Raw genomic sequence first — 25,124 nt, 5'->3', positions numbered from 1 at the left:
GTTCAGTGTAAACAGGCCTTTTGTGGTCAAACTGTTTCAGAAAAATGCTCAATATGGCGGGATTAGCCTCAGGCTATGGGCTAATGAGACACCCAATGGCGCATTTGCCTTCTCTGCTGCCCAAAAGCCGTAGACAAGCAACGCTGGCACCCGCCAGGGCGCTGCACGACACTCGAACCATAGCCTCCGCTTGTGCTGCCCGCGGAGACCAAAGCGCAATGGTCAGGAAAGTCGGCCAACTTCCTGTAACCGGCCTCTCAGTTCAGGCAGAACGGCGCAGCTGGTCCTTGTCGCCGGATGACAGGGCGCGCATGGTCGCGTTTCCTTTCGCCGAACACACTCGCGCCCCGCCAAGTCAGCAAGGAGCACCTTATGAAATTCAGGAACCTACTCTTCATCCTTCTTTTACCCATGCTGGTCGCCTGTGTCGGCGGCCCGGATGACACTGGTAACGACGATAATGCAGGCGCCAGCAGCGGCAACAACGGCGGAGAAACCACAGACAACGGTCAGAACTCAGGCGATGAGAGCGACGCCGGGGCACCGCCATCAGATTCTGGCTCAGGCGGCGATTCTGGCTCGGGCGACGATTCTGGCTCGGGCGATGACTCTGGCTCGGGCGATGACTCTGGCTCGGGCGATGACTCTGGCTCGGGCGATGACTCTGGCTCGGGCGATGACTCTGGTTCGGGCGACGATTCTGGTTCGGGCGACGATTCTGGTTCGGGCGACGATTCTGGTTCGGGCGACGATTCTGGCTCGGGCGACGATTCTGGCTCGGGCGACGATTCTGGCTCGGGCGACGATTCTGGCTCGGGCGATGACTCGGGCTCGGGCGACGATTCTGGCTCGGGTGACGGTCCAGACGACGGATCGGGTGAAGAAACCCCAACCGTCGACAGCCGCTGCTCCGCTTACGACCCGGATACTCAAACCACGCTCTATCAAGGCTGTATTGACTGGCTGGATGCTCACAACACCGTGCGTCAGAACCTGAACGCCGGTCTGTTACCCAACAGCCCGACGCCGTCCCCTGCCGTACCTGATCTGCAGTGGGATACTAACCTCGCCGCTGTTGCTCAGGCCTACGCCGAAGAATGCAATTACGGTCATAACAGCAACCGTCTGGCCGACTATCAGGCTCTCGGCGGCAGCAGCGTCTGGGTAGGTGAAAATATCGCCGCGCGCTTCGCGTCGTCGTCCAGCAGCGAGCATACGCCAGCCTATTTCACCGGCTTGTGGGCCGCCGAGGAAGACAATTACATCTATGAACCGCAAGACGGCAAAGGCGTCGATGAGGAAACGATTGGCCATTACACCCAACTGGTGTGGGCCAACACCACCCACGTGGGGTGCGGTATCGCCGAATGCACAAACCTCAATGGCAGCACCATGGCCTTCCAATGGTTCGCCGTGTGTGACTACACCCCGGGCGGTAACTATCAGGGTCAATACCCGTACACCATCGCCCCCTGACGCAGACACGAGAGTGGCCTTTCTTCAGCACAAAAAAACGCCTGCAATTGCAGGCGTTTTTGCATCGATGCCTTGTAGCGGCCAGCGAACACCAGCCGGTTTCAGCACAGCGGAATTACAGATCGTTCAGGATATCGCCACGCTTCTGCTGGTATTCATCGGCCGAAATCAGCCCTTTGGCTTTCAGGGATTCCAGTACCTGCAGGCGTTTTTCAACCGTCGAAAAATCGCCACGGGGTGCTGGCGCCGCTGCGGGAAGCGGTTGCACCTGCGCAGGCTGCTGGCAGCGGAAATAGTCGGCGCTGATTTTCGTGGTGACTTCGGTTTTCATGCCGGTCAGGCTGGGTTTGTTTTTGCGTGAACGTTCGGTCTCGCGCACCACAAACGCATCGGCGCCGGCGTCTTTGGCCATGCGTGAATGCCAGCTAAAGCACTCGTCTTCCGGCTTCATGCTGGTGCTGGAACACACCTGCTGCTCTACAGGCTGACAGCCGGCTTCTTCGCCCGCTTTCAGTTCCCGTACCGGCGACTGCGCCAGCACCGGCAATGCGCACAGCAGCAGACCCAGCACGGTGGCCGCGTGTTTCATTCCAGAAGCCTTACTCATTACCTTTATCCCCGATTCAGCGGTATGCAAAGGCCTCACCTTACCACAAAGCCCGAACCTGCGGACGGGGCCGGCCCGACGGCAACAGACGGTTCCGCCAAAGTGACGCGCCCTTCATTTACTGCACTGAGCCATCGATTTATGCAGTGATACGTTCATTTAACGTGATGATCCCTTCATTAATGGTCAGAAATTCTGGGAGGCGAAGCAGGGGTTCGTCAGGGTGCACCCCTGAGTTCACGCCAGGCCATCTGTGGGTAATGAAGGACTTGTGGTAACAAGTGGGCGCCCTACGCACATTGTGTTAAAAGACGGTTCTCACCATAAATTCCCAATGCGCCAGGACCGACCTTTATGCAGCCCATGACCTTGTTTGCCCTGTGCGGCAGCCTGCGCCAGACCTCGATTAATAAAGCCACGCTACACGCCTTGCAAACACTGGCGCCCGCCTCCGTACGTATCGTTCTGGATGAGGATATCGGGCTGCTGCCCCTGTTTAATCCGGATATTGAACACCTGAGTCATCCGGCGGTTGAACGCATAAAGCGGCAACTGGCGGAAGCATCAGGTCTGATCATCGCCAGCCCGGAATACGCGCACGGCATCACGGGTGTATTAAAAAATGCCCTAGACTGGCTGGTCAGCGGGCCGGAGTTTGTCGATAAACCCATTATGCTGATCAACACCTCGGCGCGGGCGTACCACGCCCAGCAGGCGTTGCGCGAAGTGGTGACCACCATGTCGGGTAAATTAATTGACGACGCCTGCGTAACCGTGCCGCTGCTCAGCAAAACACCAACCGCTGACGACATAGTGCAGATGCCGGACGTCGCCACTGCACTGACCAGTGGTCTGGCTACCTTCTGTGAGGCGATTCACAGCTTGCGGTAGCGCCTCAGAGCCAAAACCAACCAAAACCAACCAGAACTAACGCCAACCAGAACCAACTCCAAATCAGCACATACACTCACCCGCTGCTGCCCTGACAAACCACATCCAACTGCTGGCATCCGCGACAACACAAGCCGCACAAAACCTCACCAGAAAACTGACCAGAAGCGTGAACAGAAACCTGAATAAAAACTGCACAAAATAACAGTCGCTAGCACAGCGACACATGCTGTAACACGTGAAAAATCCTTTCTCAGGCAGCGGGCATTACTGTGATTTCTTTGTCATTCTTACAACGTAATTCTGTGAACCACGCCGCAACCTTTACTCAATAAAGACAGAGTTGAGTTGCTAGTATTTTTTTATCGACGGATTATCCCCCGCCCGGCGGATTGAGCGATTAATCCGCACAAAAAAGATACACAGCGTTGCGTTGAAGGAGTACTCATGAGCATCGAAAACTGGCTTCATCTACTGGCAAAACACGATGGCTCGGACCTGTACCTGAGCAAGGGTGCTCCACCGTGTGCAAAATTTCAGGGCCAGCTGAAGCATCTGAGCCGTGATGTGCTCGGCCCCGGCGATATCGAAAAAATCGCCTACTCCATTATGTCGGATGCGCAACGCAAAGAATTCGACGAAGAGATGGAACTGAATATGGCCATGTCCAATTCGTCCGGCCGCTTCCGTATTAATATTTTCAAGCAGCAGCATGAAGTATCGATTGTTGCCCGCAACATCAACACCGATATTCCCGATATTGCCAAGCTCAATCTGCCGCCGGTATTAAAAGAAGTGATCACCGCCAAGCGCGGGCTGATTCTGTTTGTCGGTGGAACGGGCTCGGGTAAATCAACCTCGCTGGCGGCGCTGATCGACCACCGTAATGCCACCACCGCGGGCCATATTATTACCATCGAAGACCCGATTGAATTTGTGCACAAACACAAGAAAAGCGTGATTAACCAGCGCGAAGTGGGTACCGATACCAAAAGCTACGCCGCCGCGTTAAAAAACACCCTGCGTCAGGCGCCCGATGTGATTTTAATTGGTGAAATCCGCGATGCGGAAACCATGGAACACGCCCTCGCCTTTGCCGAAACCGGCCATCTGGCGATTTCTACCCTGCACGCCAACAACGCCAATCAGGCGTTCGAGCGTATTGTGAATATGTTCCCAGAAGAACGCCGCAACCAGATTCTGCTGGGCCTGGGTCAGAACGTGCGCGCGATTATTTCCCAGCGCTTAATTCCGACGGTGGATGGCAAACGCGCCGCCGCCGTGGAAGTGCTGCTGGGCAATAAAACGGTGGAAGACCTGATTATCCGCGGTGATTTCCCGTCGATTAAAGAGATCATGAGCAAATCCGAAAACCTTGGTATGCAGACCTTCGACGGCGCGCTCTACCACTTGTACAAACAGGGCAAGATCACACTGGAACAGGCGCTGAAAAACGCCGACTCAGAAAACAACCTGCGCCTGCGCATTAAACTGGGTGATAACAAACCCGACGCCAAACCAGCCGCTGTGAAACAGGCGGCACCGAAAGCGGCGGCTAGCAGTTCCGGGCTGTCACTGAGTCTGGTGGAAGAAGGTAAAGTGGAAGAAGCGTACGCCTGATGTCGGGTGCGCGTTTCTGAACATAAAAAAACGGGCCCGATGGCCCGTTTTTTATTGCCTGCCCGGTTACGAGCAAGCGTCACAGTGGTCGTTGGCAGTGCGGATCAGAAGCTCTGACGCGCGCTGAACAACATGGCCTGTGATTCGCCATCGTTGCCGTAGTCGGCTTTTTCAAATTCAAAGCCGATCAGGCGTTCACCCGGCAACTGGTAATAAGCGCTGCCGAATACATCGCCCTTCAGCTGACGCTGCGACTCATCCTGGTCGTCGCCCACGGCGTAACCCAGGCTCAGGGTCAGACGATCGGTCGGGGCGTAATGCGCCGCTACTGTGGTCGAGGTGCGCTCGTCATCGGTGCCGGTATCACGGTCGGCAACACGGTAGGCCAGACCCAGCTCAACCTGAGAAGTCACCGCGTACTTACCGCCCAGGCTGTAAACCAGAGGGGCTGCAATGTCGTCGCCTGCGGCTTTTGCCGCGTCGCTTTCTTTCACGACCGACTGAATACCCACGACATTCAGGGTCAGCGCGCCAAAGGTAGCCGCACCGCCGACAGTCACCGCGGTAATACCGCTGTCGTTGACCAGCACATCTTCGCCATCCACGGTAACCGTGCGGTTATCTTCGGCAATGTGCAGCGCTACGGTCGCCGTGAACGGGCTGTTACCAAAACCGCCCTGACCGTAGGTGTAGTTAATGGTGCTGTCGTTACGGTAGCCGTAACCAACAGAGCCCGGCAGCACTTCGGTGATGTAGAAGTAGGAACCAACGCCCTGCACTTCGGCGCGATGCGTATTCCAGCCGCTGTATTCAAAGAACGGCGACCACTGAGCACCCACCTTAACGCTGTGCTCACCTTTGGACAGACCGATCCAACCCAGACGGGTACGGGCAAAACTGCCGCCGTCGTCCAGCACGTTGATACGCGCTTCAATGCGGTAGCTGCTGGTCCAGCCATCGCCCAGATCTTCGCTGCCCTTCACGCCCAGACGGGACTGAACACCGTTGGTCAGCGCGAATTCGCGGGCATCGCTGTTGCTGTTGCTGCTGTTGGCAGGGTCGTCAGAACCACTGTTCGGGTAGACATCGGTGCCGTTGCTGGCGCTGGACGAATACGTTTCCAGACCGATATCAACAAAGCCGTAGAAGTCCACACTTGGGGCTGCGCTGGCACTCGCGGACAGGGCCGCCAGGGCTACTGCCATGGCAATAGGGTGTTTGTTAGCCATTTCTCTCCAACCATTCTTTCTGAGTTATAAGCGTGCAAAGGCCAATAATTGTCACCTTTGGCAAACACCGATACTTTAGCATATTTGACCAACCGGTCAGTTCCTTACAGAAAGAATCTGCCTGCCAAATGGTTCCTTCGTTACCTTTACTGGCTACTAAACCCATAGTGAGCAGCCCACCAGACGCCGGATGAGCGCCAATAACCCAGCGCTACTGACAACGCCAACAACACAGGCAACGTCTTTAACAACGGCAGCGCCCCGCTACTTAGGGAACCGTTAAGAGAAGATGAGTAAGATAGATTGATTGCCAGAGCGGATGACGATGCTGGAAACAAGCCTACTTTCTATTGAGACACCCACCCTAAAACACCAATCAGGCATTCGAGCGGATTGTGAATATGTTCCCGGAAGAACGCCGCAACCAGATTCTGCTTGGTTTGGGCCAGAACGTGCGCGCCACTATTTCCCAGCGTTTAATTCCCACCGTCGATGGTAAACGCGCCGCCGCCGTAGAAGTGTTGCTGGGCAATAAAACCGTGGAAGACCTGATTATTCGCGGTGATTCCCGTCGATTAAAGAGATTATGAGCAAATCCGAAAACCTCGGCATGCAAACCTTCGACGGCGCGCTCTACCACCTGTACAAACAAGGCAAGATCACACTGGAACAGGTACTGAAAAACGCCGGCCAGGAAAACAACCTGTGTCTGCGCATTAAACTGGGTGAGAACAAACCCGAAGCAAAACCTATACCCGTGTAAAAAGCCGTATTGAAAAGCAGCGGGTCAGCTCTCGCTGGAATTGAACTTATTCTGATGGATGAAGGTGGACGGAAAGAGGCATATGCCTGAGCGGATATTCCGTGAAAATAAAATGAGCCGGCGGTCCATTTCTTTTTATGTAGACAGTTTTAATAAGAATATTGAAAGCGAATTTAAGGGCTTATTTTGATCCGCCTATGAACTTAAGGCCAAGGTAAAGCATTTCTGCAACAGTAAGGCCCAGTTCAGAGCTTCTGGGCTAAAGGCCTGCCTAAAGTTTCTGAGTTAACTCTTTCCAATATCCGAACCCCCTCCCCAACCGGCCTACCAGACAGGTTTAACTATGTCTAAAATCTGCCAATAGCCGCTTAAAACCTTAACTATGACCTTTTCCCTATAGCAAATTGCTCAGGTACATTTGTCAACTCGCAAAGCCAGAACAACGATGCAAGAAAACTGATTCTATTCTCTTACTATGACTGTCTTATTTATTAATAAACGACTTATGGTCTTTCTGCTGCCTTAAGCCATTCATGAATCTTACTACCTTCAACAGATAATAAAGCATCCTGAAGAGTGACGACTCTGTTTAGCATATCTCCGTCATCGGACTCTTCCAGCTCCTCGGCGTAGGCAAATAGCTGGTTCATTAGTTGAACAAGATTATTATTGTGATCATACAATTGAGGCTTCCATTTTTGTAGATTTGGAATGTATTTCTCAGCGCAGTTCAGCGCTTTGACGGGATCAGAATGGGCGATTATATTTAGCCACTCATTAATATCCTGAAAGTTATCTCGTTCATTATTGTCTCGGTTTTGTCGTAGCTCTAACGAATCAATGAATATGTTGAATATTGATTCACTGAAGTTGATAGCTGGCTCTTTATCGCCTAATAACCCGGAAAAATCATCACACGCCAGGATTTTAATGTCATCGTTTTGAGCAAAGGCGGCAATTATCCCTTTCAGGCATATGACTGGATGAGCGTTGAAGTTTTCTCGATGGAACAAAACATCCAATGCACCTTCCCAGGCGCTATTGCTTTTGAGACTTATAAGTTCATCAATGAATTCTTCAACTTCAATGAATCCACTTAATCCTGAAAGAGCAGATACTCGCCCCCATGTAGCCCGTGATTCCGTATCTGATCTGGACTTTATTTTTGCCAAATAAGGTTCAACCTTTACGAACTCATTGTGGTAGCTGTAATATAGGAATGATTCAGCATAAGGCCATAATTCTGGGCTATGTTGCATAGTACGTTCAAATATTTCCCATGCCAGTTCCGGTGCATCATTCTTCAGGTAAGGCAAGCGGCGAAGAATTATTGCCTTTACAGCAGAAGATTCTGATTGCGCAAACAATTTCAATGCAGAGATTGTCAGCTCAGAGTTATCACGTCCTGATTCAGAAATTTCGGTCGCAAGAACCATAATCGCATCGGCTACAGTGCCAGATTTCATATTAATTCCGTCATGAATCAGTCCCAATCGTGACTCATCAGAGTGGAAACTCTCTTCGGAGATATAAGCAAACTCCAGCATTTGAAATACCAGCCTGTCTACAAGGAGTGCATCCTTGATCACATATGCACAGGCTTCTACCGCCTTGGCCTTTGCTCTAGTTCCTCGCCAGTGCAATGGGTGCCTCTCCAATTCTTCAAGTACCTGATTGGCAAGCCAGTCTTTATCGGGCTGTTCTATTACCTCCCAGCTTTGGTTGGGATTAAGGTTGCCATATAAATATTTGAGATGCTCAGATACCCCCTCAAGAATCGAGTTTCTGAAGCCCTTAGGTGTGTCGTCCCAGTAGTGAATTACATAGTTGATATATTTTATAGGTTTTCTGGATGACGCCTGTTCCAATTCACGTTGAACTAGTTCTTCATCACTCATCCAAATATCATCATGTTCGGCACAGTGTTTGAGAACTTTGGATAGTACTTTATCGGATAACTCAAAGATATCCTCGAAAGAGAATGGTGCGCGCCCCCATCTTACTGAAATATGGATATCTGGTTCATGAATGTATTCCCCATTGATTCTTTTATATGTATCAAGAGTTCTTTGATTGGAGTCAGAGCGAAGAAAGCCAGGAATAGCTGATATATAGGAAACCTTTCGCCTTGGTATCCGAGACATATTTCCTTCAGAATAGGTTTTATCTTTATAGAGAAGGCCAATCTTCTGGTTCAATTCTAAAATAGCCTTATCAATAAAATAGATAATTGACTTATTAATAAGATTCCCTATTTCAAATGATAGGTTGGATCCCAAGACCTTTTCGTCAAGAACAAGCTGCTGGATAATGTCTGTGTTTTTCTCGGCATTATCCGTGAGTGCCAGAGTCAAAAAGTAAATAATGCTCAGGTCCTTGCTTTCGGATAACAAAAGCCGATTATCTTGCCACCATTGAGTATGGTTTCCAGCATTTATTTTGATCCCATATTCAATGGCATCAAACAGTACATTTACATCATCGTATGGACTTGTTCCTTTCTCGGAGTGAATCTTTTCATAGGAGGTATAATCGAGGAAATAGCTGAACAGTCGAGGCCTTTCGTTCTTGTACTCATCTAATAGTATATCGGCCCAATCATTGATTGTCTTTATGGCCAACGTGAGTAGCGTCGGTGACTTGGCCATTCGATTTTTCAAGAAATCCATATTTTTGTTGCCAAACTGGTGCGGTCGGCAATTCAATGTTTTTTCAAGTCGGTAATGGAGTAAATTCTCAGGTTTCACTGCTCCAGTGATGTACCCCCAGAGCTCCTGATCCGTCAAAACTTCCGCTTCTACGCATTGGGCTATGGTTTTCCCAAGAAAATCTCGATCAGTATTCAGGTTTTTAAGTAGCTTCAACACCAGTGGTTTGGCTAAATGTAAGTGTTCAGCCCTGAGATCTTGCAAGTAGAAAGAAACCTGCCTCGCTAGGTTATTAGTTTCTATCCAGCTGCAATCCATTGCTTCTGTCCAAAGAAGAACAATGGCTTCAGTAGCCTCATTCAGCCATTTGCTGATTCGATAGAGATATCCTTCCAACCCTTCTTGATCTTTCGCTTGTTTCAAGTTTGGTAAAAGGTTCTGCTGCCACATATGGAACCAGCTGATGTGTGCGCTATGGGTATAAATAACCTGAAAGACATCCTTGTGCTGATTCCGCAAATCCCGTAACAACGGCCAATCGCTTTGATCAACAGGCTGCTGTGCGAAGGTTTCAGCGACCAAGCGACGAAGATGAAAAGGAAATTGTCCGGTTAATACCGCGCGAAGTTGTCCCCTGAAAGCCTTCTTCTCTCCTGATGCGAGTTGGTTAACAAAACTGCGAATACTGGGTCTGACAAAAGGAACCGGTGGTAACCCGGAAATAAATTCCTTCAGAGAAACATCTTCACGAATCGCATTACTGATAACCAAAACATCCAGCAGGGTTTGATGACCAAAGGTCAGTCCGTTGTCATGAGTTTTCTGGAACAGGCCGAGGCTCAGTAGCCGCCTTAAAACGGCTTCTGATCCTGAGAATTGCTGATAAGGAATAGATAGCGCTCTGGCTTCCAGCATTCGGCGAGCCGCATTCTCCACGGCGACCATGGCTTCGTCGCCAAGAGCAGTATCACTCTGTACAAAAACAGTGAGGTATTTTTGGGCCAAATCCTGACTGGTGATCACGTTGAAGCTGCCAGAGTGCTTCGCCAGTTCTACGTAAAGATCCAGCTCTCTGGGGTTGGTAACAAGCGTTTGGGTTGTTTGATCAATCGTTGAAGTATCAATATCCAGATCGGTGAGAAAAGGCTCGACCTGCTTTTCCCAATCCAGCGGTGGTATTTTCAGTTCCTTGTCCCAGGCCTTTTCGCTGATGCGTCGATCATATTGGCGGTCAAAGTCCCTACAAGCGGTGATGACTGTAAGATTGGGAATATTTTTCAGACGATCTATTTGCGCCAGAAAATAGGACAACACATTGTGCTCGCGAGCTATCGAGAGCACGTCCAGAGAATCGATAATGACGACCACTCTGGAGAACTCAGCTTGACGAGCCGCCTGCTCAACCCACTGGCTCGATAACCCTTGATGATGTCTTTCCTCCGTGTTTGTCGCTTCAGAAAATTCTCTGGACTGAATAAACAGAGAAATAAAACCGTTCTGGGTTTTGGCTCTTTCTTCCAATGTTGCCTGTAGCTGAAGCATCAAACAGGTTTTACCTGAGCCTGGCTGACCAGTGATCAAGATGGATGAAGCTTTGGCCTCCATGGCCTCAATCACACCATGCAGTATCGGGTTATCAAGACGCTTCCCGGCGATATCGGTTTTCCAGCTTCTGCCAATCAGGGAAGTTTGTTGAAAAGAGTTTCGAACCTCCTGCTCTGAAATAGGTGGCACCAGCATTGCGCCTGATTGATTCAGCACTGCTAATAGATCATTGCGAGTTAGCCGATGTTTACTGGTTGCGACTCCACCAGTCGGTACTCGACCACCGAGTTTTTCTAGTGTTAACCAGAGCGATTCGTAAGCAATTTTTGAATTTGAGGCCAGTCTTTCCAGTCGCTCGATTTGAAGCTGCTCATGGCGTTCAAAGTCAGCTGGTGTCGTTTCAAAAGTCGTTCGCTCTAGTAGTTCAAATGGCGTTAGGGATACCTTGGCTGCTGCGATGATCTTTTGAACTGCTTCATAACTTTTTTGATGGCCTTTTGTCAGGTTTTGGATAAGTTGCTGGTCATCTTCGTAGTTGGTTGCGAATTCCTGGAACTTGGCTATATCTCCGAATGCGCCTCGGGAATAGAAAATGAGGGTAGTGGTCGGTGAGCCAGCCAATTCCTTGGCTGCTTTCTCAAGCTCGTCACCCAGATCTGCGAAAGACCATGTATTAAAATTTTTCTGGTTTTTCTTGCACTGGCAGCAGATGAGGGGGCCATCCGTTTTTTTGATAACGATATCGTCGACTTGATGATGAACAGAGTCGACTTCCAGTGATTCAATCTCATGGCTGGCCAAGGCATCCAGCACCCAATCAAGAGCAATCAGCTTTTGATAATAATCTCCGCGATTGGATCTCGTTCCAGCAAGACTCATAGGCTTCCTTGTCGTTCGATTGGTCTCTGATAAGTAAAGTCAGATGATTTTTCAGTATTGGCTGCTCGTCTTGATTGGTATTCCAGACGGCTTCCTGAAAATTACACCTGTAAGCTCCAAAAACTGGGCTATTCATAACTGGAAATTTCCCGACATAATCAATATCTACAGGAGATTTTCCTATGCGTAAATCCTGTTTTAGCGAAAAACGGATCATCAAAATCTTAAAGGCAGTTAAAGCTGGTCGAACAACCAGAGAAACTATCAAGTCACCCAGCTTGTCTGTTACTCACCACTCCTGCCTACCAATCACTGCCATTACCTCTACCCCTTCATCTGCCACCCGAAAATAAATACTTTCTTTTCCAGTAACACAGCGTCGGTATCCCGCCCGGATTTCATCGACAAGCGGATATTGCAAAGGAGCATTTGCGATCTGCCCGAAAGCATGAAAGATGTTTGAAATATACTGATCGGCGGCTTCCATGCCCCAGGTATTCAATCCATATAGCCAGATAAGATAAAGATCTTCTTCGACCTGAGGTGAGAGCTTATAACTTACCATCTCCACCCGTCCGTTCCCTGAACCTGTTAAGCATCTCTTCCTGAGATGGTTTTACCCAGCCTTTTTCAGCAACCGACATTTCAGCTGCGAATAAACGGGCACGAATGTCTTCAACCTCCCGCGCTTTACGGATCAGGTCGTTGACCACTTCACTGCGGCTGGTGAATTCTTTGCTGTCGATCTGAGCCTGAATCCAGCGTTCATTCGGCTCAGTCAGTGACAGACTTGCTCTGGTTGCCATGGCCTGTTCCTCTGTGAAAGTTGATGCACTAATGATGCAATAATGCATCACTACAATCATCACGGCAATAAAAAAGCCGCTGCTCATTGCTGAGCAGCGGCTTTCTCTATTGGCCCGCGATGGTCAGGTGGGCAGTGCACACCCTACGAAAACAACTGTCTCAGTTGTTCTCTTCACACCAAACCCTGGCATTCCGGAACATCCGCATCCACGCACCATCTTCGTTCCATTCCGCCGGAATGTAGGAGTTCTGGATCGCACGGAATACGCGCTCAGGGTGCGGCATCATAATGGTCACACGACCATCGTTGGCGGTCAGGCCGGTGATGCCCTGCGGTGAGCCGTTCGGGTTGAACGGGTACTGTTCGGTGACGTCGCCGTAGTTATTCACATAACGCAGGGCGATCTGACCGGCAGCCAGTTCGGCAATGTCCTCTTCGGAAGCGAATTCGGCACGGCCTTCACCGTGGGCCACGGCGATTGGCATGCTGGAACCGGCCATACCGGCGAAGAACAGGGAATCGGATTCCTGTACTTCAACCATGGCAACACGGGCTTCGAACTGTTCGCTCATGTTGCGTACGAAGTGCGGCCAGTGTTCGGCACCCGGAATCAGTTCGTGCAGGTTGGACAGCATCTGGCAACCGTTACACACGCCGAGGGCGAAGGTGTCTTCGCGTTTGAAGAAGGTTGCAAACTGGTTGCGTGCCTGTTCGTTGAACAGAATGGATTTCGCCCAGCCTTCACCAGCGCCCAGTACGTCACCGTAAGAGAAACCACCACAGGCCACTAAGCCGCGGAAGCTTTCCAGCGTGACAGCGCCCGACAGAATGTCGCTCATGTGCACGTCGATAGCGGTGAAACCAGCGCGGTCAAAGGCGGCGGCCATTTCGATCTGACCGTTAACACCCTGCTCGCGCAGAATCGCCACGCGTGGACGGCCGCTTAAGCCTGCGGTGATGTCTTCGTTAATGTCGAAGCTCAGCTCGGCGTTAATGCCCGGATCATCGGCGTCGAGGATGGCGTCGAATTCCTGTTTGGCGCAGTCGGCATTGTCACGACGGGCCTGCATTTCGTAGCTGGTCTGTGCCCAGACACGATGCCAGGTCACGCGGGATTCGCTGAGGAATTCTTCGTCGCGGAAGCTGAAGGTAATCTGGCCGTCGTCGTTCGGCGAACCGATCACGGCGGTGCAGTCACCCAGACCGGCGGCTTCGAACTGTGCCAGCACTTCTTCTACGTCGTCACGACGCACCTGCAGTACCGCGCCGATTTCTTCGGCGAACAGGGCAGCGGCCAGACCGGCTTCTTCGTCGGCCAGCATGTCCATGGCAATGTCGGCACCGCAGTGACCGGCGAAGGCCATTTCGGTAATAGTGGCGAACAGACCACCGTCGGCACGGTCGTGGTAGGCCAGCAGTTTGTCGTCAGAATTCAGGCCCTGCACCACGGCGAAGAAGGCTTTCAGGTCTTCGGCGTCGTCGAGGTCAGCCGGCACAGCGCCGACTTTGCCGTACACCTGCGCGAAGCAGGACGCACCCAGACGGTTCTGACCACGGCCAAGGTCGACCACGATTAAATCGGTTTCGCCCTGATCCAGACGCAGTTGCGGGGTCAGCACCTTGCGCGCATCGGACGTTGGTGCAAAGCCGGTGATGATCAGCGAGGTTGGCGCGGTAACGGCTTTATCAGTGCCATTGTCGTTCCAGCGGGTTTTCATCGACATAGAGTCTTTACCCACCGGGATGGTCACTTCCAGTTCCGGACACAGTTCCATACCCACGGCTTTTACGGTGGCGTACAGAGTGGCGTCTTCGCCTTCATGACCGGCGGCGCACATCCAGTTGGCGGACAGTTTGATGTCGGCCAGTTTTTCAATCGGCGCAGCTGCAAGGTTGGTGATGGCTTCGGCCACCGCCAGACGACCAGAGGCCGGGCCATCGAGCAGAGCGACCGGGGTACGCTCACCCATGGCCATGGCTTCGCCAGCGTAGGTGTCGTAAGAAGAGGTGGTTACGGCAACGTCGGCCACCGGCACCTGCCATGGACCCACGAACTGATCACGCGCCACCGTACCGGTAATGGAACGGTCACCGATGGTGATCAGGAAAGATTTGCTGGCCACGGTTGGCAGGCTCAGAACGCGCTGAGCGGCGTCGGCCAGATCCACATCGCTGCCGTCGAAGGCTTCTACGGCTACTGCACGGGATTTCACATCGCGGTGCATGCGTGGCGGTTTGCCCAGCAGTACCTGCAATGGCAGATCCACCGGGCTGTTGCCGAAGTGGCTGTCGGTCACGGTCAGGTGCGGTTCTTCGGTGGCGTAACCCACTACGGCGTAAGGGGCGCGTTCACGGGCACAGATGGCATCGAAGCGCGCCAGATCTTCCTGAGCAACGGCCAGAACATAACGTTCCTGAGATTCGTTCGACCAGATGGCCAGCGGGCTCATGCCCGGCTCGTCGTTCGGTACGTTACGCAGTTCGAATTTGCCGCCACGGCCGCCGTCGTTCACCAGTTCCGGGAAGGCGTTGGAAATACCGCCCGCGCCCACGTCGTGAATAAAGGCAATCGGGTTGCTGTCGCCCAGCTGCCAGCAGCGGTCGATCACTTCCTGACAACGACGCTCCATTTCCGGGTTTTCACGCTGTACGGAAGCGAAATCCAGATCGGCGTTAGACTGACCCGATGCCATAGAAGACGCCGCACCACCGCCCAGACCGATCTGCATGGCCGGGCCACCCAGTACGATCAGGCAGGCGCCGACCGGAATTTCACCTTTCTGTACGTGCTCGCCACGGATGTTGCCGTAACCACCGGCAATCATGATCGGCTTGTGGTAGCCGCGTACTTCGCCATTGTGTTCCAGTTCGAAGGTACGGAAATAACCGCACAGGTTCGGACGGCCGAATTCGTTGTTGAACGCGGCACCGCCGAGTGGGCCGTCAATCATGATGTCCAGTGCCGACACAATACGGTCAGGCTTGCCGTACTGGCTTTCCCATGGCTGTTCGAAGCCCGGAATTTTCAGGTCGGATACGGTGAAACCGGTTAAGCCGGCTTTTGGCTTGGAACCACGGCCGGTTGCACCTTCGTCACGGATTTCACCGCCGGAACCGGTGGCAGCGCCCGAGTGCGGGGCAATGGCAGTCGGGTGATTGTGGGTTTCGACCTTCATCAGGATGTGCATGGCTTCCTGATGGTAGGAATAGTCGCGGCCTTCCGCATTCGGGAAGAAGCGGCCGGCTTCGTGACCCACGATCACAGACGCGTTGTCTTTATAAGCCGACAGAATGTTTTCGTTGTAGCACTGGTAAGTGTTCTTGATCATCTGGAACAGGGACTTGTCCTGATCCTCGCCGTCGATGGTCCAGCTGGCGTTGAAGATCTTGTGACGGCAGTGCTCAGAGTTCGCCTGGGCGAACATCATCAGTTCCACGTCGGTCGGGTTACGGCCCAGCGCCTGATAGTTGGTGACCAGATAATCGACTTCGTCTTCGGCCAGCGCCAGACCCAGCGATTTATCGGCGGCGACCAGCGCATCACGGCCACCGGCCAGAATATCGACAGTGCTCAGTGGTGCCGGCTGTGCGTTAGAGAACAGGCCCGCGGCTTCGGCACTGTTGGTCAGTACCACTTCGACCATGCGGTCGTGCAGCACAGCAGCGGCGGCAGCACGGTCAGCAGAGCTGATACCTTCTACATAATACGCAATACCGCGTTCCAGACGCTTGATGCCGGCCAGACCACAGTTGTGGGCAATGTCGGTCGCCTTGGAAGACCACGGAGAAATGGTGCCGAAACGTGGCACCACCAGAAAGAGTTCACCCTCGCCTGCCTTTACCTCGGCCTTCGGGCCGTAACGCAGAATACGTTCCAGAACCAGACGCTCGTTGTCGGCCAGGTCGGCAGACAGGTCGGCGAAATGCATGAATTCAGCATAAACACCGCGAACCTGCGGCAGAACCTGCTGCAGTTTGTTCAGGATTTTGGTCTGGCGGAAAGAGGAAAGCGCCGGTGCGCCACGCAGCTCGAGCATCGGGGGAAAACTCCAACGTAAGGAGGTGGGTCAAAATGAGCGCGAATGATACCGGAGAGCGCCTGATCACACCAGATTTGGTCAGGTTTTGCCGGCACCCATTTCCGGCTTTCATCACTGAGGCGCAACAATGCGTTTCAGTGAAAAAATTTCCTCAATGGGCGCATTTCCGAAAGCCAGTATTTTCAATGACTTATGTCACAAACTTATCAAAGTTCTGACACAGATCTTTCACGCTTCTGAAATGTGAAACAGTTCTCAGGTTGTTTTTTAGCCATGCGGAAGGCACAATGACCCGAAATTCAGCAAAAATGCACCATAATGGTGCGATAAATTGGACTTATGCATGGTTAGTGGCCTGTCCCGTCTGCTTGGTAAAGCGATTCTGACAGCAGTGTGTCTCAGCGCACTGACGGGCTCCGTGCGTCCGAATAATCTGGAACAGGTCAAAATCCATGGCGAAATTGTCATGGTGACGCGTAACAGTCCGACCACCTATTACGAAGACCGCAGCGGCGCCACCGGCTATGAGCTGGAACTGGCGCGTGCCTTTGCCGACCATTTAGGCGTCGAGCTTAAGGTGATCGTGGCGGACAATCAGCCCGACGTATTCAGCACCCTAGAGACAGGAGAGGCCGCGTTCGCCGCGGCCGGTCTCGCCCAAAACACCGAGAACGAACGCTGGTTCCGTTTCTCGCAGCCTTATATGCAGGTTACCGAACAGGTGGTGTACCGCCGTGGCGGTGTGAAGCCGCAGCAGATTCCTGATCTGGCGCAGGGCCAGCTGGTTGTGGCCAGCAACACCGGCCATGCCGACAGTCTGCGCCGCCTGCAGGCCAGTCAGCTGCCGGAACTGAGCTGGAGCGAAAGCCCGGAACTGGAAATCACCGATCTGTTGCAGATGGTGGCCACCGGCAGCATCGACTTTACCCTGGTCGACTCCAACGAATTCCGCATGCTGCAGGCGTACTACCCGAATCTGGACATTGCCTTCGACCTGAGCGCACCGCAGGACATCGGCTGGGCCTTCCCGCACCTGCGTGACGACAGCATTTATCAGGAAGCCAACCGCTTCTTCGCCCAGACCGAAACCACTGCGCTGCTGGCCGGTTTGTCCGAACGCTTTTACGGCCACCTCGACATGCTCGACTATGTGGGTGCGCGCCGCTTCCTGAGCCAGACCAACCGCAAGCTCGAGAATTACCGCGAGCACTTTGAGAAAGCGGCCACCGAAAACGACCTCGACTGGCGTCTGCTGGCGGCCATCGGTTATCAGGAAAGCCACTGGAATCCGAACGCCAAAAGCTTTACCGGCGTGCGCGGCCTGATGATGCTGACCCGTACCACCGCGCGTGAGCTGGGCATTAAAAACCGCCTCGACCCGGAACAGAGCATTGTCGGTGGCAGCCGCTATCTGGCCAAACTGCGTGAGCGTCTGGGCGATGAAGTGCACGAGCCGGACCGTACCTGGCTGGCGCTGGCCGCCTACAACGTGGGTTTTGGTCACCTGAGCGACGCGCGCAAGATCACCACCGAAATGGGTGGTAACCCGAATTTATGGATGGATGTGAAAGAGGCTCTGCCACTGCTGAGCCAGAAGCGTTACTACCGCAACACCCGCCACGGTTATGCCCGTGGTCAGGAGCCGGTGGACTACGTACAGAACATCCGTCGTTACTACGACGTCCTGGTCTGGAATGAAGAACAGGGTCAGGGCTTCCCGGAAGACGCCGACGCGCTGCAGCTGTCGTCGTCCTCCATCACGGTTATTCCTCCACTCCTTTAGTGAGTTTCGCGGATTCTCCGATCCGCTTTTTTTATTCTGTCTGACTGACGGCGGCCGCATGAGCCGCCGTTTGTGTATTCAGACCACCCACTTTAAGCCCGCCCATTTTCAGATCACTCAGAAAACCGCGTACCAGGTCGGCGCTCTGCTGCGGCACTTCGAGCATGGGCGCGTGGCCCACGTCCGGAAACACATGGCTCTGACTGTGCGGCAGGTATTGGCTGAAAACGCCCACGCTGCTGACATCCAGCACGCGGTCTTTCTCGCCCCACACAATCAGCACCGGCTGCGTCACCTGTTGCAGCAACTGCAGATTGTCGCCGCTGCCACGGGCGGCTTCGGCGGCGTTGTGAATGTCGCTGAAAATACGGGTGTTGATGCTGTTGCGGGCGATGGCACGCGCGGCCAGCACATCACTGGCCGGCCACGGCAGGAACGGCTGCTGCACCATGGCGAATTCGCGCAGGGCGTCGTAATCGGCGGTGCTGGTCACCACCAGCGGGTTCGGCAGGCCCTGATCAATGATGGTCTGGAAATCACTGGCCTTGGGCGGGTAAACGCCGGCGGCGTCAAACAGCGTGACCGACGCCACCTGCTGCGGGTGCTGAGCGGCAAACATCAGGGCTATGCCGCCGCCCATGGAGTTGCCCATGACGTGCAGCGGTTGTTTCAGGTCCAGTGCCTGTACAAAGGCGTCTAGCCACTGTGCCTGATGGGCGAAATCGTAGGTCTGGGCCGGGTCGAAACTGCTTTCGCCATGGCCCGGTAAATCGGGGGCGATCACGCGGTAGTCGCTGAAGTCGCGGGCAAAACGCAGCCAGTTGTCTTTATCCACCGCAAAGCCGTGCAGCAGCAACAGCACCGGCGCATCGGGGGTGCCGGAATCGAGATACACCCAATGGTGCCCGGCGGCGTCCAGCTCGTGGCGGTTGAGCGACGACAGCGCGCGCTCGCCTTTCAGGCCCAGATCAAACAGGGTTTCTTTCACGCCGGTGCAGGCCGACAAACAAGCAATAAGGGGCATCGCCAGAGCAAGGCGAAAGAGAGCTTTCATACGCGTATCCAGAGGTGATTGTTCTTATTATTCGGGCGCGGTCTGTTGTTTCAGCCGCTTTTTGCCTTCGCGGCGCAGCGCGAAGAACGACGACATCATAGCGGAGCAGGCGTCTGCAAGCACCCCACCCTGAGTCTGCATGACGTGGTTATAAAAAGGCTGCGTGGCCAGTTGCAACGCGCTTTCGATGGCGCCGGCTTTGGGTTCGGTAGCACCGTACACCACGCGGCTGATGCGGCTGTGAATCAGCAGGCCGGTGCACATGGTGCAGGGCTCAACCGTCACATAGAGGGTGGCGCCGGTAAGGCGGTAATTGCCGATGCGCCGGGCGGCGTCCCGCACCGCCACCATTTCGGCGTGGGCGCTGGGGTCGAGACTGGTGATCGGCTGATTAAAGCCGGTGCCGATGACCCGGCCGTCCTGCACCACCACAGCGCCGACCGGCACTTCGCCGGCGTCGAACGCCTGCTGCGCCAGTTCCAGAGCCAGCTGCATGCCGTCTTCGTCTGTGTGTATGTCGCGCCCGTACTGATTCACCGCGGTCTCCTGCTGAATGGGCGGATGATAAAGCAGACGTGAGGGCAGCAAAAGTCCGGCGCCCGCCACTGTTCGACCCTGACAGCGGTGGCCATGCGACTGAGGCATGGGTTAACAAAACGCTCAGTTTGCTCCAGACTTGCGGCCATTCACAGACCGCCGGACACCCGGCCCACACGGAGATTGCTGTATGTGGTCACTGACCCTGCAACCACGCTTTGGCGAAACCGACGCCCTCGGACACATTAATAACACTGTGCTGCCGGTGTGGTTTGAAGACGCGCGCACGCCGCTGTTCCGTCTGTTTACGCCGGATCTGAACCCGCAGGACTGGCATCTGATCATCGCCAAAATTGAGGTCGAATTTGTCGGTGAGCTGTTTTACGGGCGTGAGGTGGAAGTACGCACTTACCTCAGCAAGCTGGGCAACAGTTCAATGACCATTGCCCACGAGGCGTGGCAGGACGGACGCCTGGGCGCCCGTGGTACGGCAGTGATGGTGCATTTTGATCACAGCGCGAAGAAATCGGTGGCCATTCCGGACGCCATCCGCGCCCAGCTGAGCGAGCACCTGCAAACCCTGTAAGCGCCGCCGCAGAGGGGCCGCTTAATCGCGGTCCCAGCTCTGCTCGGTTTCTTCCAGATCGACCTGAGCGTCGGCCTGCATCACCCGCGTCAGATCGTCAGCGTGCTGACGGGTGCGGTTGAAGAACGCGGTTTCGTCGTCCAGCACCTCGCGCAGTTCGCGCACGTTCACTTCGTCGTGATGACGGAACAGCTCTGCCGCACGGTGCGCCTGATACGAACGGAAGCCCAGCAACTGCAGCGCCGTGCGCCCCAGCGCCAGTGCGGAGTTGAAGGTTTCGCGCTCCACATGATCGGCACCGGCGCTGAGCAGTTCGGCCGCTTCACGCCGGCCACGGGCACGGGAAATGATGCGGATGGCCGGATAATGGCGGCGCACCAGCTCGACGATGGAGCGGCAGCGGTTGTGGTCGTCGATGGCGATCACCAGCAATTCTGCCTGATCAATGCCGGCGGCTTCGAGCAGATCGAGGCGCACCGCGTCACCGAAAAACACCTGATGACCAAAGCGGCGCACGGTATCGACCTGCGCGGCATCGTGTTCCAGAACCGTGATGTTGAAGCCGTTCATGCGCAGCATACGGCCGACGATCTGACCAAAACGGCCGAAGCCGACCACAATCGCGCGGGCTTCTTCCGAGGTGATGTGATCGTGCTCGGGCAGCTGCTCGGCGTTGCCCGACAAACGCGGCAGAATCCAGCGTTCGTTGGCCAGAATCAGCAGGGGCGTAAAGGCCATCGACAGCGCCACCACCAGCACCAGCGGTTCGATGATGTCGTCCGGCAAAATGCCGTTGTTCGAGGCAAAGGTGAACAGCACAAAGGCGAATTCACCGCCCTGCGCGAGGGCAAAAATAAAGATGGCGTTGCTCTGCCCGCGCATACCAAAGCCGCGTCCCAGCGCAAACAGCACCAGCATTTTCACCGCAATCAGCGCAGCGACAAGGGCGAGAATGGTGAGCGGCTGGGCGGCGAACAAGGCGAAGTCGATGCTCGCGCCAACGGAAATAAAGAACAGCGCCAGCAGCAGCCCCTTGAACGGCTCAATCTCGGATTCCAGCTCGTGACGGTATTCGCTGTTGGCCATCACCACCCCGGCGACGAAGGTGCCGAGCGCCGGTGACAGGCCGACCAGTTCCATCAGCAAGGCAATGCCCACCACCAGCAACAGCGCGGTGGCGGTAAAGGTTTCGCGCATGCGGGTTTCGGCAATGATGCGGAACAGATGACGGCTGACCCAACGGCCCACCAGCACCAGACCGGCCACCACCACCAGTACCAGCAGGGTTTTCTTCCAGCCGGAAAGACCAGTGTGCGAGGCTTCGGCCACAGCGGCGTTGTCGAGGGCCAGCAGCGGCAGAATCGCCAGCAGCGGAATCACCGCGATGTCCTGGAACAGCAGCACCGAAAACGACGCCTGACCGGCTTCGGTTTTCAGCAGGGATTTTTCATTCAGGGTCTGCAGCACGATGGCGGTCGACGACATCGCCAGAATCATGCCCACCGCCAGACTGTGCTGCCACGGATAGCCCATGCCCAGTCCGGCCAGCATCAGCGCCAGACTGGTGACCACCACCTGCAGACCACCGAGCCCGAGAATCGGGATGCGCATGCGCCACAGGCGCGACGGGTCGAGTTCCAGACCGACCAGAAACAGCATCATCACCACGCCGAATTCGGCAAAGGCCATCACGCCTTCAACGTCGTGGCCAATCAGCCCCAGCGCGAACGGGCCGATCACGGCGCCCGCGCATAAATAGCCCAGCACCGAGCCCAGCCCCAGCTTCTTCGCTACCGGCACCGCCACCACGGCGGACAGCAGAAACACAAACGCCTGCGTCAGTAATTCCGATTCATGCATGACCGCAGGTCTCCAGCTGTTCCAGCAGCGACTCACGGAATTCCTGCGCGCGCTGCTTCAGGTACGGCAGAGTGAGTTTGCGCACACGATAGACGGCGCATGGCTCGTGCCAGTGCATACCGCACAGGTGCGCCATCTGCTGGTACGGGCGCAGGTATTCATCCAGTTCATGGCGGTTAACGCCTTCCGGGCGGAAGGTGTTCACGGCGCCACCGGCGGTGGTGACCACCCACAGCAGCTTGCCGTGCAGCGCCATCGGACTGTCGGCTTCGTGCTGTTCTTTATTGCGCATGGCGCCGTAGGCAAAGCCGAAGTCGAGCACCCGGTCCTGCCACTCTTTCAGCAACGACGGCGCGCTGTACCAGTACAGCGGGAACAGCAGAATGATGATGTCGTGCTCGCGCAGCAGCGCCTGCTCGGCGGCCACGTCGATGTAGAAATCCGGGTATTCCTCGTACAGGTCACGCACCGTCACCTGAGGTAAGTCGCGCACGGCGTTGAGCAGCTCGGCGCAACCGTAAGACGACTGATGCCGAGGATGGGCGTACAGAATCAGCGCACGGGCCAATTAACCACCTGCCTTTTTCACGGTGAAGCCGCGTTTGGTCAGCTCACCGGCGAGCAGATCACGCTGATCGCCCTGAATTTCAATGATGCCGTCTTTTAATGCACCGCCCACGCCGCACTTCTGCTTCAGCTCTTTGGCCAGGGTTTTAAGCTCGGCACCGGCCAGCGGTACGCCGCTGACCAGAGTCACGACTTTGCCGCCACGGCCTTTGCTTTCGCGGCTGACACGCACGATGCCATCACCGGCCGGTGCCTGCGCTTCTTTGCAGCGGCACTGATCCAGCGGTTCACGGCACTCGGGACAGGCACGGCCGAATTCGGTGGAATACACCAGACCGCCTGAGGAAGATTTTTTCGACATAAGACATCCAGTAACGAACGGCCCCGCACAAAGCCTGCGGGGCAAAAACGGTGAAAGCTAAACCATCACTGCCGCGCTGGCAACGCCCGTTCACTGGCTTGCGGCGAATGGCTAACGCCCGGGTTCCGGCGACCACACCAGTGTGCCCAGCAGCCAGTCGAACAGGGGCAGCGTGATGTTGAAATTACACTCTGCCATGCGCTCACGCTCGTGATGAATCTGATGCAGGCGGCGCAGGCGCCACCAGATGGGCGTGCGTTCCACAAAACTGCCCGCCGGCAGGTGATAACTGAAGTGCATCACCTCGTAAAACAAATAGCCGCCGATGCCGCCGATGGCGAACAGGCAGGCGGCGTTGGCCGACACCAGCATCAGCAGCAACCAGCCACCGGGCACAATCAGGCCCAGCAGAAACACATAAATCAGCCAGGCCGGGAACAGCACCACCCGCCAGTCGCGGGTGCTCTGGTACGGCAGATCGTCGGCAATAAAAAAGCTGTGGTGATCGCCCGTATGACGCGAATAAAACAGCCGCCCGATGCGGGTTTTGCGGTGTCCGAGCCAGCGGTGCGCCGCGTATTCAGCAAAATTCACCAGCACCAGCGCCGCCGGCAACAGCAGCCATTCCCACGCCTTCACCTGCTGCAAGTGCAGGCCGGCGGCCAGCATCACCGCGAGCCCGGTGGCGGCCACCACCAGCATGTGCAGCACACCTGAATAGCGCGGAGAAATGCCTGCCCGGTAACGTGCGCGGAATGCCAGATGATCGAAAGCCATAACCCCTCCTGAACGGATTTTTATTCTTGTTGTGGTGTGCGAGCACAGCGACCTTCACTCTAGCGCCGCGCCTGTGTCAGACTCCAATCAATAATGAAGAAAAGCATTATCCAGCTTATGAATAATACACACTGTCGGAGCCCCTATGAGCCTGCGCCATCTCGACCTGAATCTGCTGCCGGTATTTGCCGCGTTAATGGAAGAACAGCACCTGACCCGCGCGGCCGAGCGCTTGTTTCTCAGCCAGCCGGCAGTGAGCAACGCCTTGAAGCGCCTGCGGCTGCAGCTGGCCGATGATCTGTTCGTGCGCACCGCCACGGGCCTTAAGCCGACGCCGCGCGCCATGCAGCTTTACGCCAAGGTGCGCGACGGTCTGGAGCTCATAGAACAGGGCTGGGCGCAGCAGCAGAGTTTTGATCCGGTGAATGGCCGCCAGACCTTCCGCATCAGTGCCAACGGCGCGGTGGAGTTTATGGCCGCGCCCTGGCTGATGCGCGAACTGCGCCAGCGCGCACCGGGTATTGCCCTGATGATCGAAACTGACCAGACCGACGACATAGGCCCGCGCCTTCAGGATGGACGGCTCGATCTGGCGATTGATTACATCGACCAGCCACAGCCGGGGCTGAATCACCAGCCGCTGGTCACCGAACCTCTGGTGGTGATTGCAGCGCGCCGGCATCCGCAGTTTTCGCCTGAGCTGACCTTCGACGCTTTCCGCTCGCTGGATCACGTCAGCCTGCTGCCGCGCAACCGTCAGGGCACGCCGATTGAACAGCTGATGGGGCACAAAGAGCTGAAGCGCTCGGTGAAACTCTGGGTGTCGAGTTTTGTGGCGATTCCGCCGGTGGTGGCCAACACCGACCTGATTGCTGTGGTGCCACAACGGCTGGCGCAGCAGGCGCCCTGGGCGGACGCCCTGCAGCAGGCGCCGCTGCCGTTTGACTGTCCGCCGGTGGCGTTACAGCTGATCTGGCATCAGAGCCGTGAGCGGGATCAGGCGCACCTGTGGCTGCGCGAGCAGTTGCTCAGCCTGAGTCAGTGGCCCGGCACAGGGAATTAAAAAGGCACAGGGAATTAAAAAGGCGAAGGA

20 protein-coding genes are annotated in these 25,124 nt (G+C 55.1%); 8 read left to right on the top strand and 12 right to left on the bottom strand.

Annotated features, from left to right (window positions below; translation table 11 throughout):
• Nucleotides 1–372: 372 nt before the first annotated feature.
• Nucleotides 373–1,476 carry a CAP domain-containing protein gene (locus tag ACQUQU_RS02885; RefSeq protein ID WP_430461747.1) on the top strand — a complete coding sequence of 368 codons (1,104 nt, stop codon included), beginning with the start codon at nt 373–375 and terminating at the stop codon, nt 1,474–1,476.
• Between the two features lie 115 nt (nt 1,477–1,591).
• Here the strand turns inward: ACQUQU_RS02885 and ACQUQU_RS02880 are convergent, their stop codons facing one another.
• Entirely contained in the window at nt 1,592–2,083 is a 492-nt protein-coding gene (locus tag ACQUQU_RS02880; RefSeq protein WP_430461746.1) for an SHOCT domain-containing protein, read from the bottom strand.
• A gap of 354 nt (nt 2,084–2,437) precedes the next feature.
• On the opposite strand from ACQUQU_RS02880, the gene ACQUQU_RS02875 reads away from it, so the two are divergent.
• Both ACQUQU_RS02875 and ACQUQU_RS02870 read left to right on the top strand, forming a co-directional pair.
• A complete protein-coding gene (locus ACQUQU_RS02875; protein ID WP_430461745.1) occupies nt 2,438–2,974 on the top strand; it encodes an NADPH-dependent FMN reductase in 537 nt (178 codons plus the stop codon).
• A gap of 447 nt (nt 2,975–3,421) precedes the next feature.
• Nucleotides 3,422–4,594, top strand: coding sequence for a PilT/PilU family type 4a pilus ATPase (locus ACQUQU_RS02870; protein ID WP_430461744.1), 1,173 nt, complete (start codon nt 3,422–3,424; stop codon nt 4,592–4,594).
• 104 nt (nt 4,595–4,698) lie between these two features.
• Here the strand turns inward: ACQUQU_RS02870 and ACQUQU_RS02865 are convergent, their stop codons facing one another.
• Nucleotides 4,699–5,823, bottom strand: coding sequence for a porin (locus tag ACQUQU_RS02865; RefSeq protein ID WP_430461743.1), 1,125 nt, complete (start codon nt 5,821–5,823; stop codon nt 4,699–4,701).
• A 401-nt stretch (nt 5,824–6,224) separates the two neighbouring features.
• Between ACQUQU_RS02865 and ACQUQU_RS02860 the strand changes: the two genes are divergently transcribed.
• Both ACQUQU_RS02860 and ACQUQU_RS02855 read left to right on the top strand, forming a co-directional pair.
• Nucleotides 6,225–6,413 carry a hypothetical protein gene (locus ACQUQU_RS02860; RefSeq protein ID WP_430461742.1) on the top strand — a complete coding sequence of 63 codons (189 nt, stop codon included), beginning with the start codon at nt 6,225–6,227 and terminating at the stop codon, nt 6,411–6,413.
• Nucleotides 6,410–6,586 carry a hypothetical protein gene (locus ACQUQU_RS02855; RefSeq protein WP_430461741.1) on the top strand — a complete coding sequence of 59 codons (177 nt, stop codon included), beginning with the start codon at nt 6,410–6,412 and terminating at the stop codon, nt 6,584–6,586. The genes ACQUQU_RS02860 and ACQUQU_RS02855 overlap by 4 nt, the downstream gene beginning before the upstream one ends.
• Before the next feature lie 503 nt (nt 6,587–7,089).
• On the opposite strand, the gene ACQUQU_RS02850 is transcribed toward ACQUQU_RS02855, so the two are convergent.
• The 4 genes from ACQUQU_RS02850 to purL form a co-directional block, all read right to left on the bottom strand.
• Nucleotides 7,090–11,658 carry an NACHT domain-containing protein gene (locus tag ACQUQU_RS02850; protein WP_430461740.1) on the bottom strand — a complete coding sequence of 1,523 codons (4,569 nt, stop codon included), beginning with the start codon at nt 11,656–11,658 and terminating at the stop codon, nt 7,090–7,092.
• A gap of 289 nt (nt 11,659–11,947) precedes the next feature.
• The gene (locus ACQUQU_RS02845) at nt 11,948–12,223 is read right to left on the bottom strand and encodes a type II toxin-antitoxin system RelE/ParE family toxin (RefSeq protein ID WP_430461739.1); all 276 of its coding nucleotides are present in this window, start codon (nt 12,221–12,223) and stop codon (nt 11,948–11,950) included.
• The gene (locus ACQUQU_RS02840) at nt 12,210–12,551 is read right to left on the bottom strand and encodes a ribbon-helix-helix domain-containing protein (protein WP_430461738.1); all 342 of its coding nucleotides are present in this window, start codon (nt 12,549–12,551) and stop codon (nt 12,210–12,212) included. Before ACQUQU_RS02840 ends, ACQUQU_RS02845 begins: the two co-directional genes overlap by 14 nt.
• A gap of 73 nt (nt 12,552–12,624) precedes the next feature.
• Complete coding sequence (gene purL / locus ACQUQU_RS02835; RefSeq protein WP_430461737.1) at nt 12,625–16,503, bottom strand: phosphoribosylformylglycinamidine synthase; 3,879 nt, start codon at nt 16,501–16,503, stop codon at nt 12,625–12,627.
• 346 nt (nt 16,504–16,849) lie between these two features.
• Here purL and mltF point away from each other — a divergent pair, with 346 nt between their 5' ends.
• A complete protein-coding gene (mltF, locus tag ACQUQU_RS02830) occupies nt 16,850–18,289 on the top strand; it encodes a membrane-bound lytic murein transglycosylase MltF (RefSeq protein WP_430461736.1) in 1,440 nt (479 codons plus the stop codon).
• 31 nt (nt 18,290–18,320) lie between these two features.
• Here mltF and ACQUQU_RS02825 read toward each other — a convergent pair whose 3' ends face one another.
• Nucleotides 18,321–19,343, bottom strand: coding sequence for an alpha/beta fold hydrolase (locus ACQUQU_RS02825; RefSeq protein ID WP_430461735.1), 1,023 nt, complete (start codon nt 19,341–19,343; stop codon nt 18,321–18,323).
• A 27-nt stretch (nt 19,344–19,370) separates the two neighbouring features.
• The gene (gene tadA / locus ACQUQU_RS02820; protein WP_430461734.1) at nt 19,371–19,880 is read right to left on the bottom strand and encodes a tRNA adenosine(34) deaminase TadA; all 510 of its coding nucleotides are present in this window, start codon (nt 19,878–19,880) and stop codon (nt 19,371–19,373) included.
• 190 nt (nt 19,881–20,070) lie between these two features.
• On the opposite strand from tadA, the gene ACQUQU_RS02815 reads away from it, so the two are divergent.
• On the top strand, nt 20,071–20,466 hold the full coding sequence (locus ACQUQU_RS02815) for an acyl-CoA thioesterase (protein WP_430461733.1): 396 nt from the start codon (nt 20,071–20,073) through the stop codon (nt 20,464–20,466).
• A gap of 21 nt (nt 20,467–20,487) precedes the next feature.
• Here the strand turns inward: ACQUQU_RS02815 and ACQUQU_RS02810 are convergent, their stop codons facing one another.
• The 4 genes from ACQUQU_RS02810 to ACQUQU_RS02795 all read right to left on the bottom strand — a co-directional run bounded on the left by ACQUQU_RS02810 (nt 20,488) and on the right by ACQUQU_RS02795 (nt 24,031).
• The gene (locus ACQUQU_RS02810) at nt 20,488–22,326 is read right to left on the bottom strand and encodes a monovalent cation:proton antiporter-2 (CPA2) family protein (RefSeq protein ID WP_430461732.1); all 1,839 of its coding nucleotides are present in this window, start codon (nt 22,324–22,326) and stop codon (nt 20,488–20,490) included.
• Nucleotides 22,319–22,894, bottom strand: a complete 576-nt coding sequence (locus tag ACQUQU_RS02805; RefSeq protein ID WP_430461731.1) for an NAD(P)H-dependent oxidoreductase — start codon at nt 22,892–22,894, stop codon at nt 22,319–22,321. The genes ACQUQU_RS02810 and ACQUQU_RS02805 overlap by 8 nt, the downstream gene beginning before the upstream one ends.
• On the bottom strand, nt 22,895–23,254 hold the full coding sequence (locus ACQUQU_RS02800) for a translation initiation factor Sui1 (RefSeq protein WP_430461730.1): 360 nt from the start codon (nt 23,252–23,254) through the stop codon (nt 22,895–22,897).
• 111 nt (nt 23,255–23,365) lie between these two features.
• Entirely contained in the window at nt 23,366–24,031 is a 666-nt protein-coding gene (locus ACQUQU_RS02795) for a sterol desaturase family protein (protein WP_430461729.1), read from the bottom strand.
• A gap of 145 nt (nt 24,032–24,176) precedes the next feature.
• Between ACQUQU_RS02795 and ACQUQU_RS02790 the strand changes: the two genes are divergently transcribed.
• A complete protein-coding gene (locus ACQUQU_RS02790) occupies nt 24,177–25,094 on the top strand; it encodes a LysR substrate-binding domain-containing protein (RefSeq protein ID WP_430461728.1) in 918 nt (305 codons plus the stop codon).
• Nucleotides 25,095–25,124 lie beyond the last annotated feature (30 nt).

The organism is Thalassolituus sp. LLYu03, assembly GCF_050507655.1.
GTDB lineage: Bacteria > Pseudomonadota > Gammaproteobacteria > Pseudomonadales > Oceanobacteraceae > Venatoribacter.
Note: the sequence above shows the minus strand (reverse complement) of the source record. Positions and strands in the feature narration are given on the sequence as shown.

Excerpts from the sequence above, each read along its gene's own strand:
- ACQUQU_RS02885 (WP_430461747.1), top strand. The coding sequence starts at position 373 with ATGAAATTCAGGAACCTACTCTTCATCCTTCTTTTACCCATGCTGGTC.
- ACQUQU_RS02880 (WP_430461746.1), bottom strand. The coding sequence starts at position 2,083 with ATGAGTAAGGCTTCTGGAATGAAACACGCGGCCACCGTGCTGGGTCTG.
- ACQUQU_RS02875 (WP_430461745.1), top strand. The coding sequence starts at position 2,438 with ATGCAGCCCATGACCTTGTTTGCCCTGTGCGGCAGCCTGCGCCAGACC.
- ACQUQU_RS02870 (WP_430461744.1), top strand. The coding sequence starts at position 3,422 with ATGAGCATCGAAAACTGGCTTCATCTACTGGCAAAACACGATGGCTCG.
- ACQUQU_RS02865 (WP_430461743.1), bottom strand. The coding sequence starts at position 5,823 with ATGGCTAACAAACACCCTATTGCCATGGCAGTAGCCCTGGCGGCCCTG.
- ACQUQU_RS02860 (WP_430461742.1), top strand. The coding sequence starts at position 6,225 with ATGTTCCCGGAAGAACGCCGCAACCAGATTCTGCTTGGTTTGGGCCAG.
- ACQUQU_RS02855 (WP_430461741.1), top strand. The coding sequence starts at position 6,410 with ATGAGCAAATCCGAAAACCTCGGCATGCAAACCTTCGACGGCGCGCTC.
- ACQUQU_RS02850 (WP_430461740.1), bottom strand. The coding sequence starts at position 11,658 with ATGAGTCTTGCTGGAACGAGATCCAATCGCGGAGATTATTATCAAAAG.
- ACQUQU_RS02845 (WP_430461739.1), bottom strand. The coding sequence starts at position 12,223 with ATGGTAAGTTATAAGCTCTCACCTCAGGTCGAAGAAGATCTTTATCTT.
- ACQUQU_RS02840 (WP_430461738.1), bottom strand. The coding sequence starts at position 12,551 with ATGAGCAGCGGCTTTTTTATTGCCGTGATGATTGTAGTGATGCATTAT.
- purL (WP_430461737.1), bottom strand. The coding sequence starts at position 16,503 with ATGCTCGAGCTGCGTGGCGCACCGGCGCTTTCCTCTTTCCGCCAGACC.
- mltF (WP_430461736.1), top strand. The coding sequence starts at position 16,850 with ATGGTTAGTGGCCTGTCCCGTCTGCTTGGTAAAGCGATTCTGACAGCA.
- ACQUQU_RS02825 (WP_430461735.1), bottom strand. The coding sequence starts at position 19,343 with ATGAAAGCTCTCTTTCGCCTTGCTCTGGCGATGCCCCTTATTGCTTGT.
- ACQUQU_RS02815 (WP_430461733.1), top strand. The coding sequence starts at position 20,071 with ATGTGGTCACTGACCCTGCAACCACGCTTTGGCGAAACCGACGCCCTC.
- ACQUQU_RS02810 (WP_430461732.1), bottom strand. The coding sequence starts at position 22,326 with ATGCATGAATCGGAATTACTGACGCAGGCGTTTGTGTTTCTGCTGTCC.
- ACQUQU_RS02800 (WP_430461730.1), bottom strand. The coding sequence starts at position 23,254 with ATGTCGAAAAAATCTTCCTCAGGCGGTCTGGTGTATTCCACCGAATTC.
- ACQUQU_RS02795 (WP_430461729.1), bottom strand. The coding sequence starts at position 24,031 with ATGGCTTTCGATCATCTGGCATTCCGCGCACGTTACCGGGCAGGCATT.
- ACQUQU_RS02790 (WP_430461728.1), top strand. The coding sequence starts at position 24,177 with ATGAGCCTGCGCCATCTCGACCTGAATCTGCTGCCGGTATTTGCCGCG.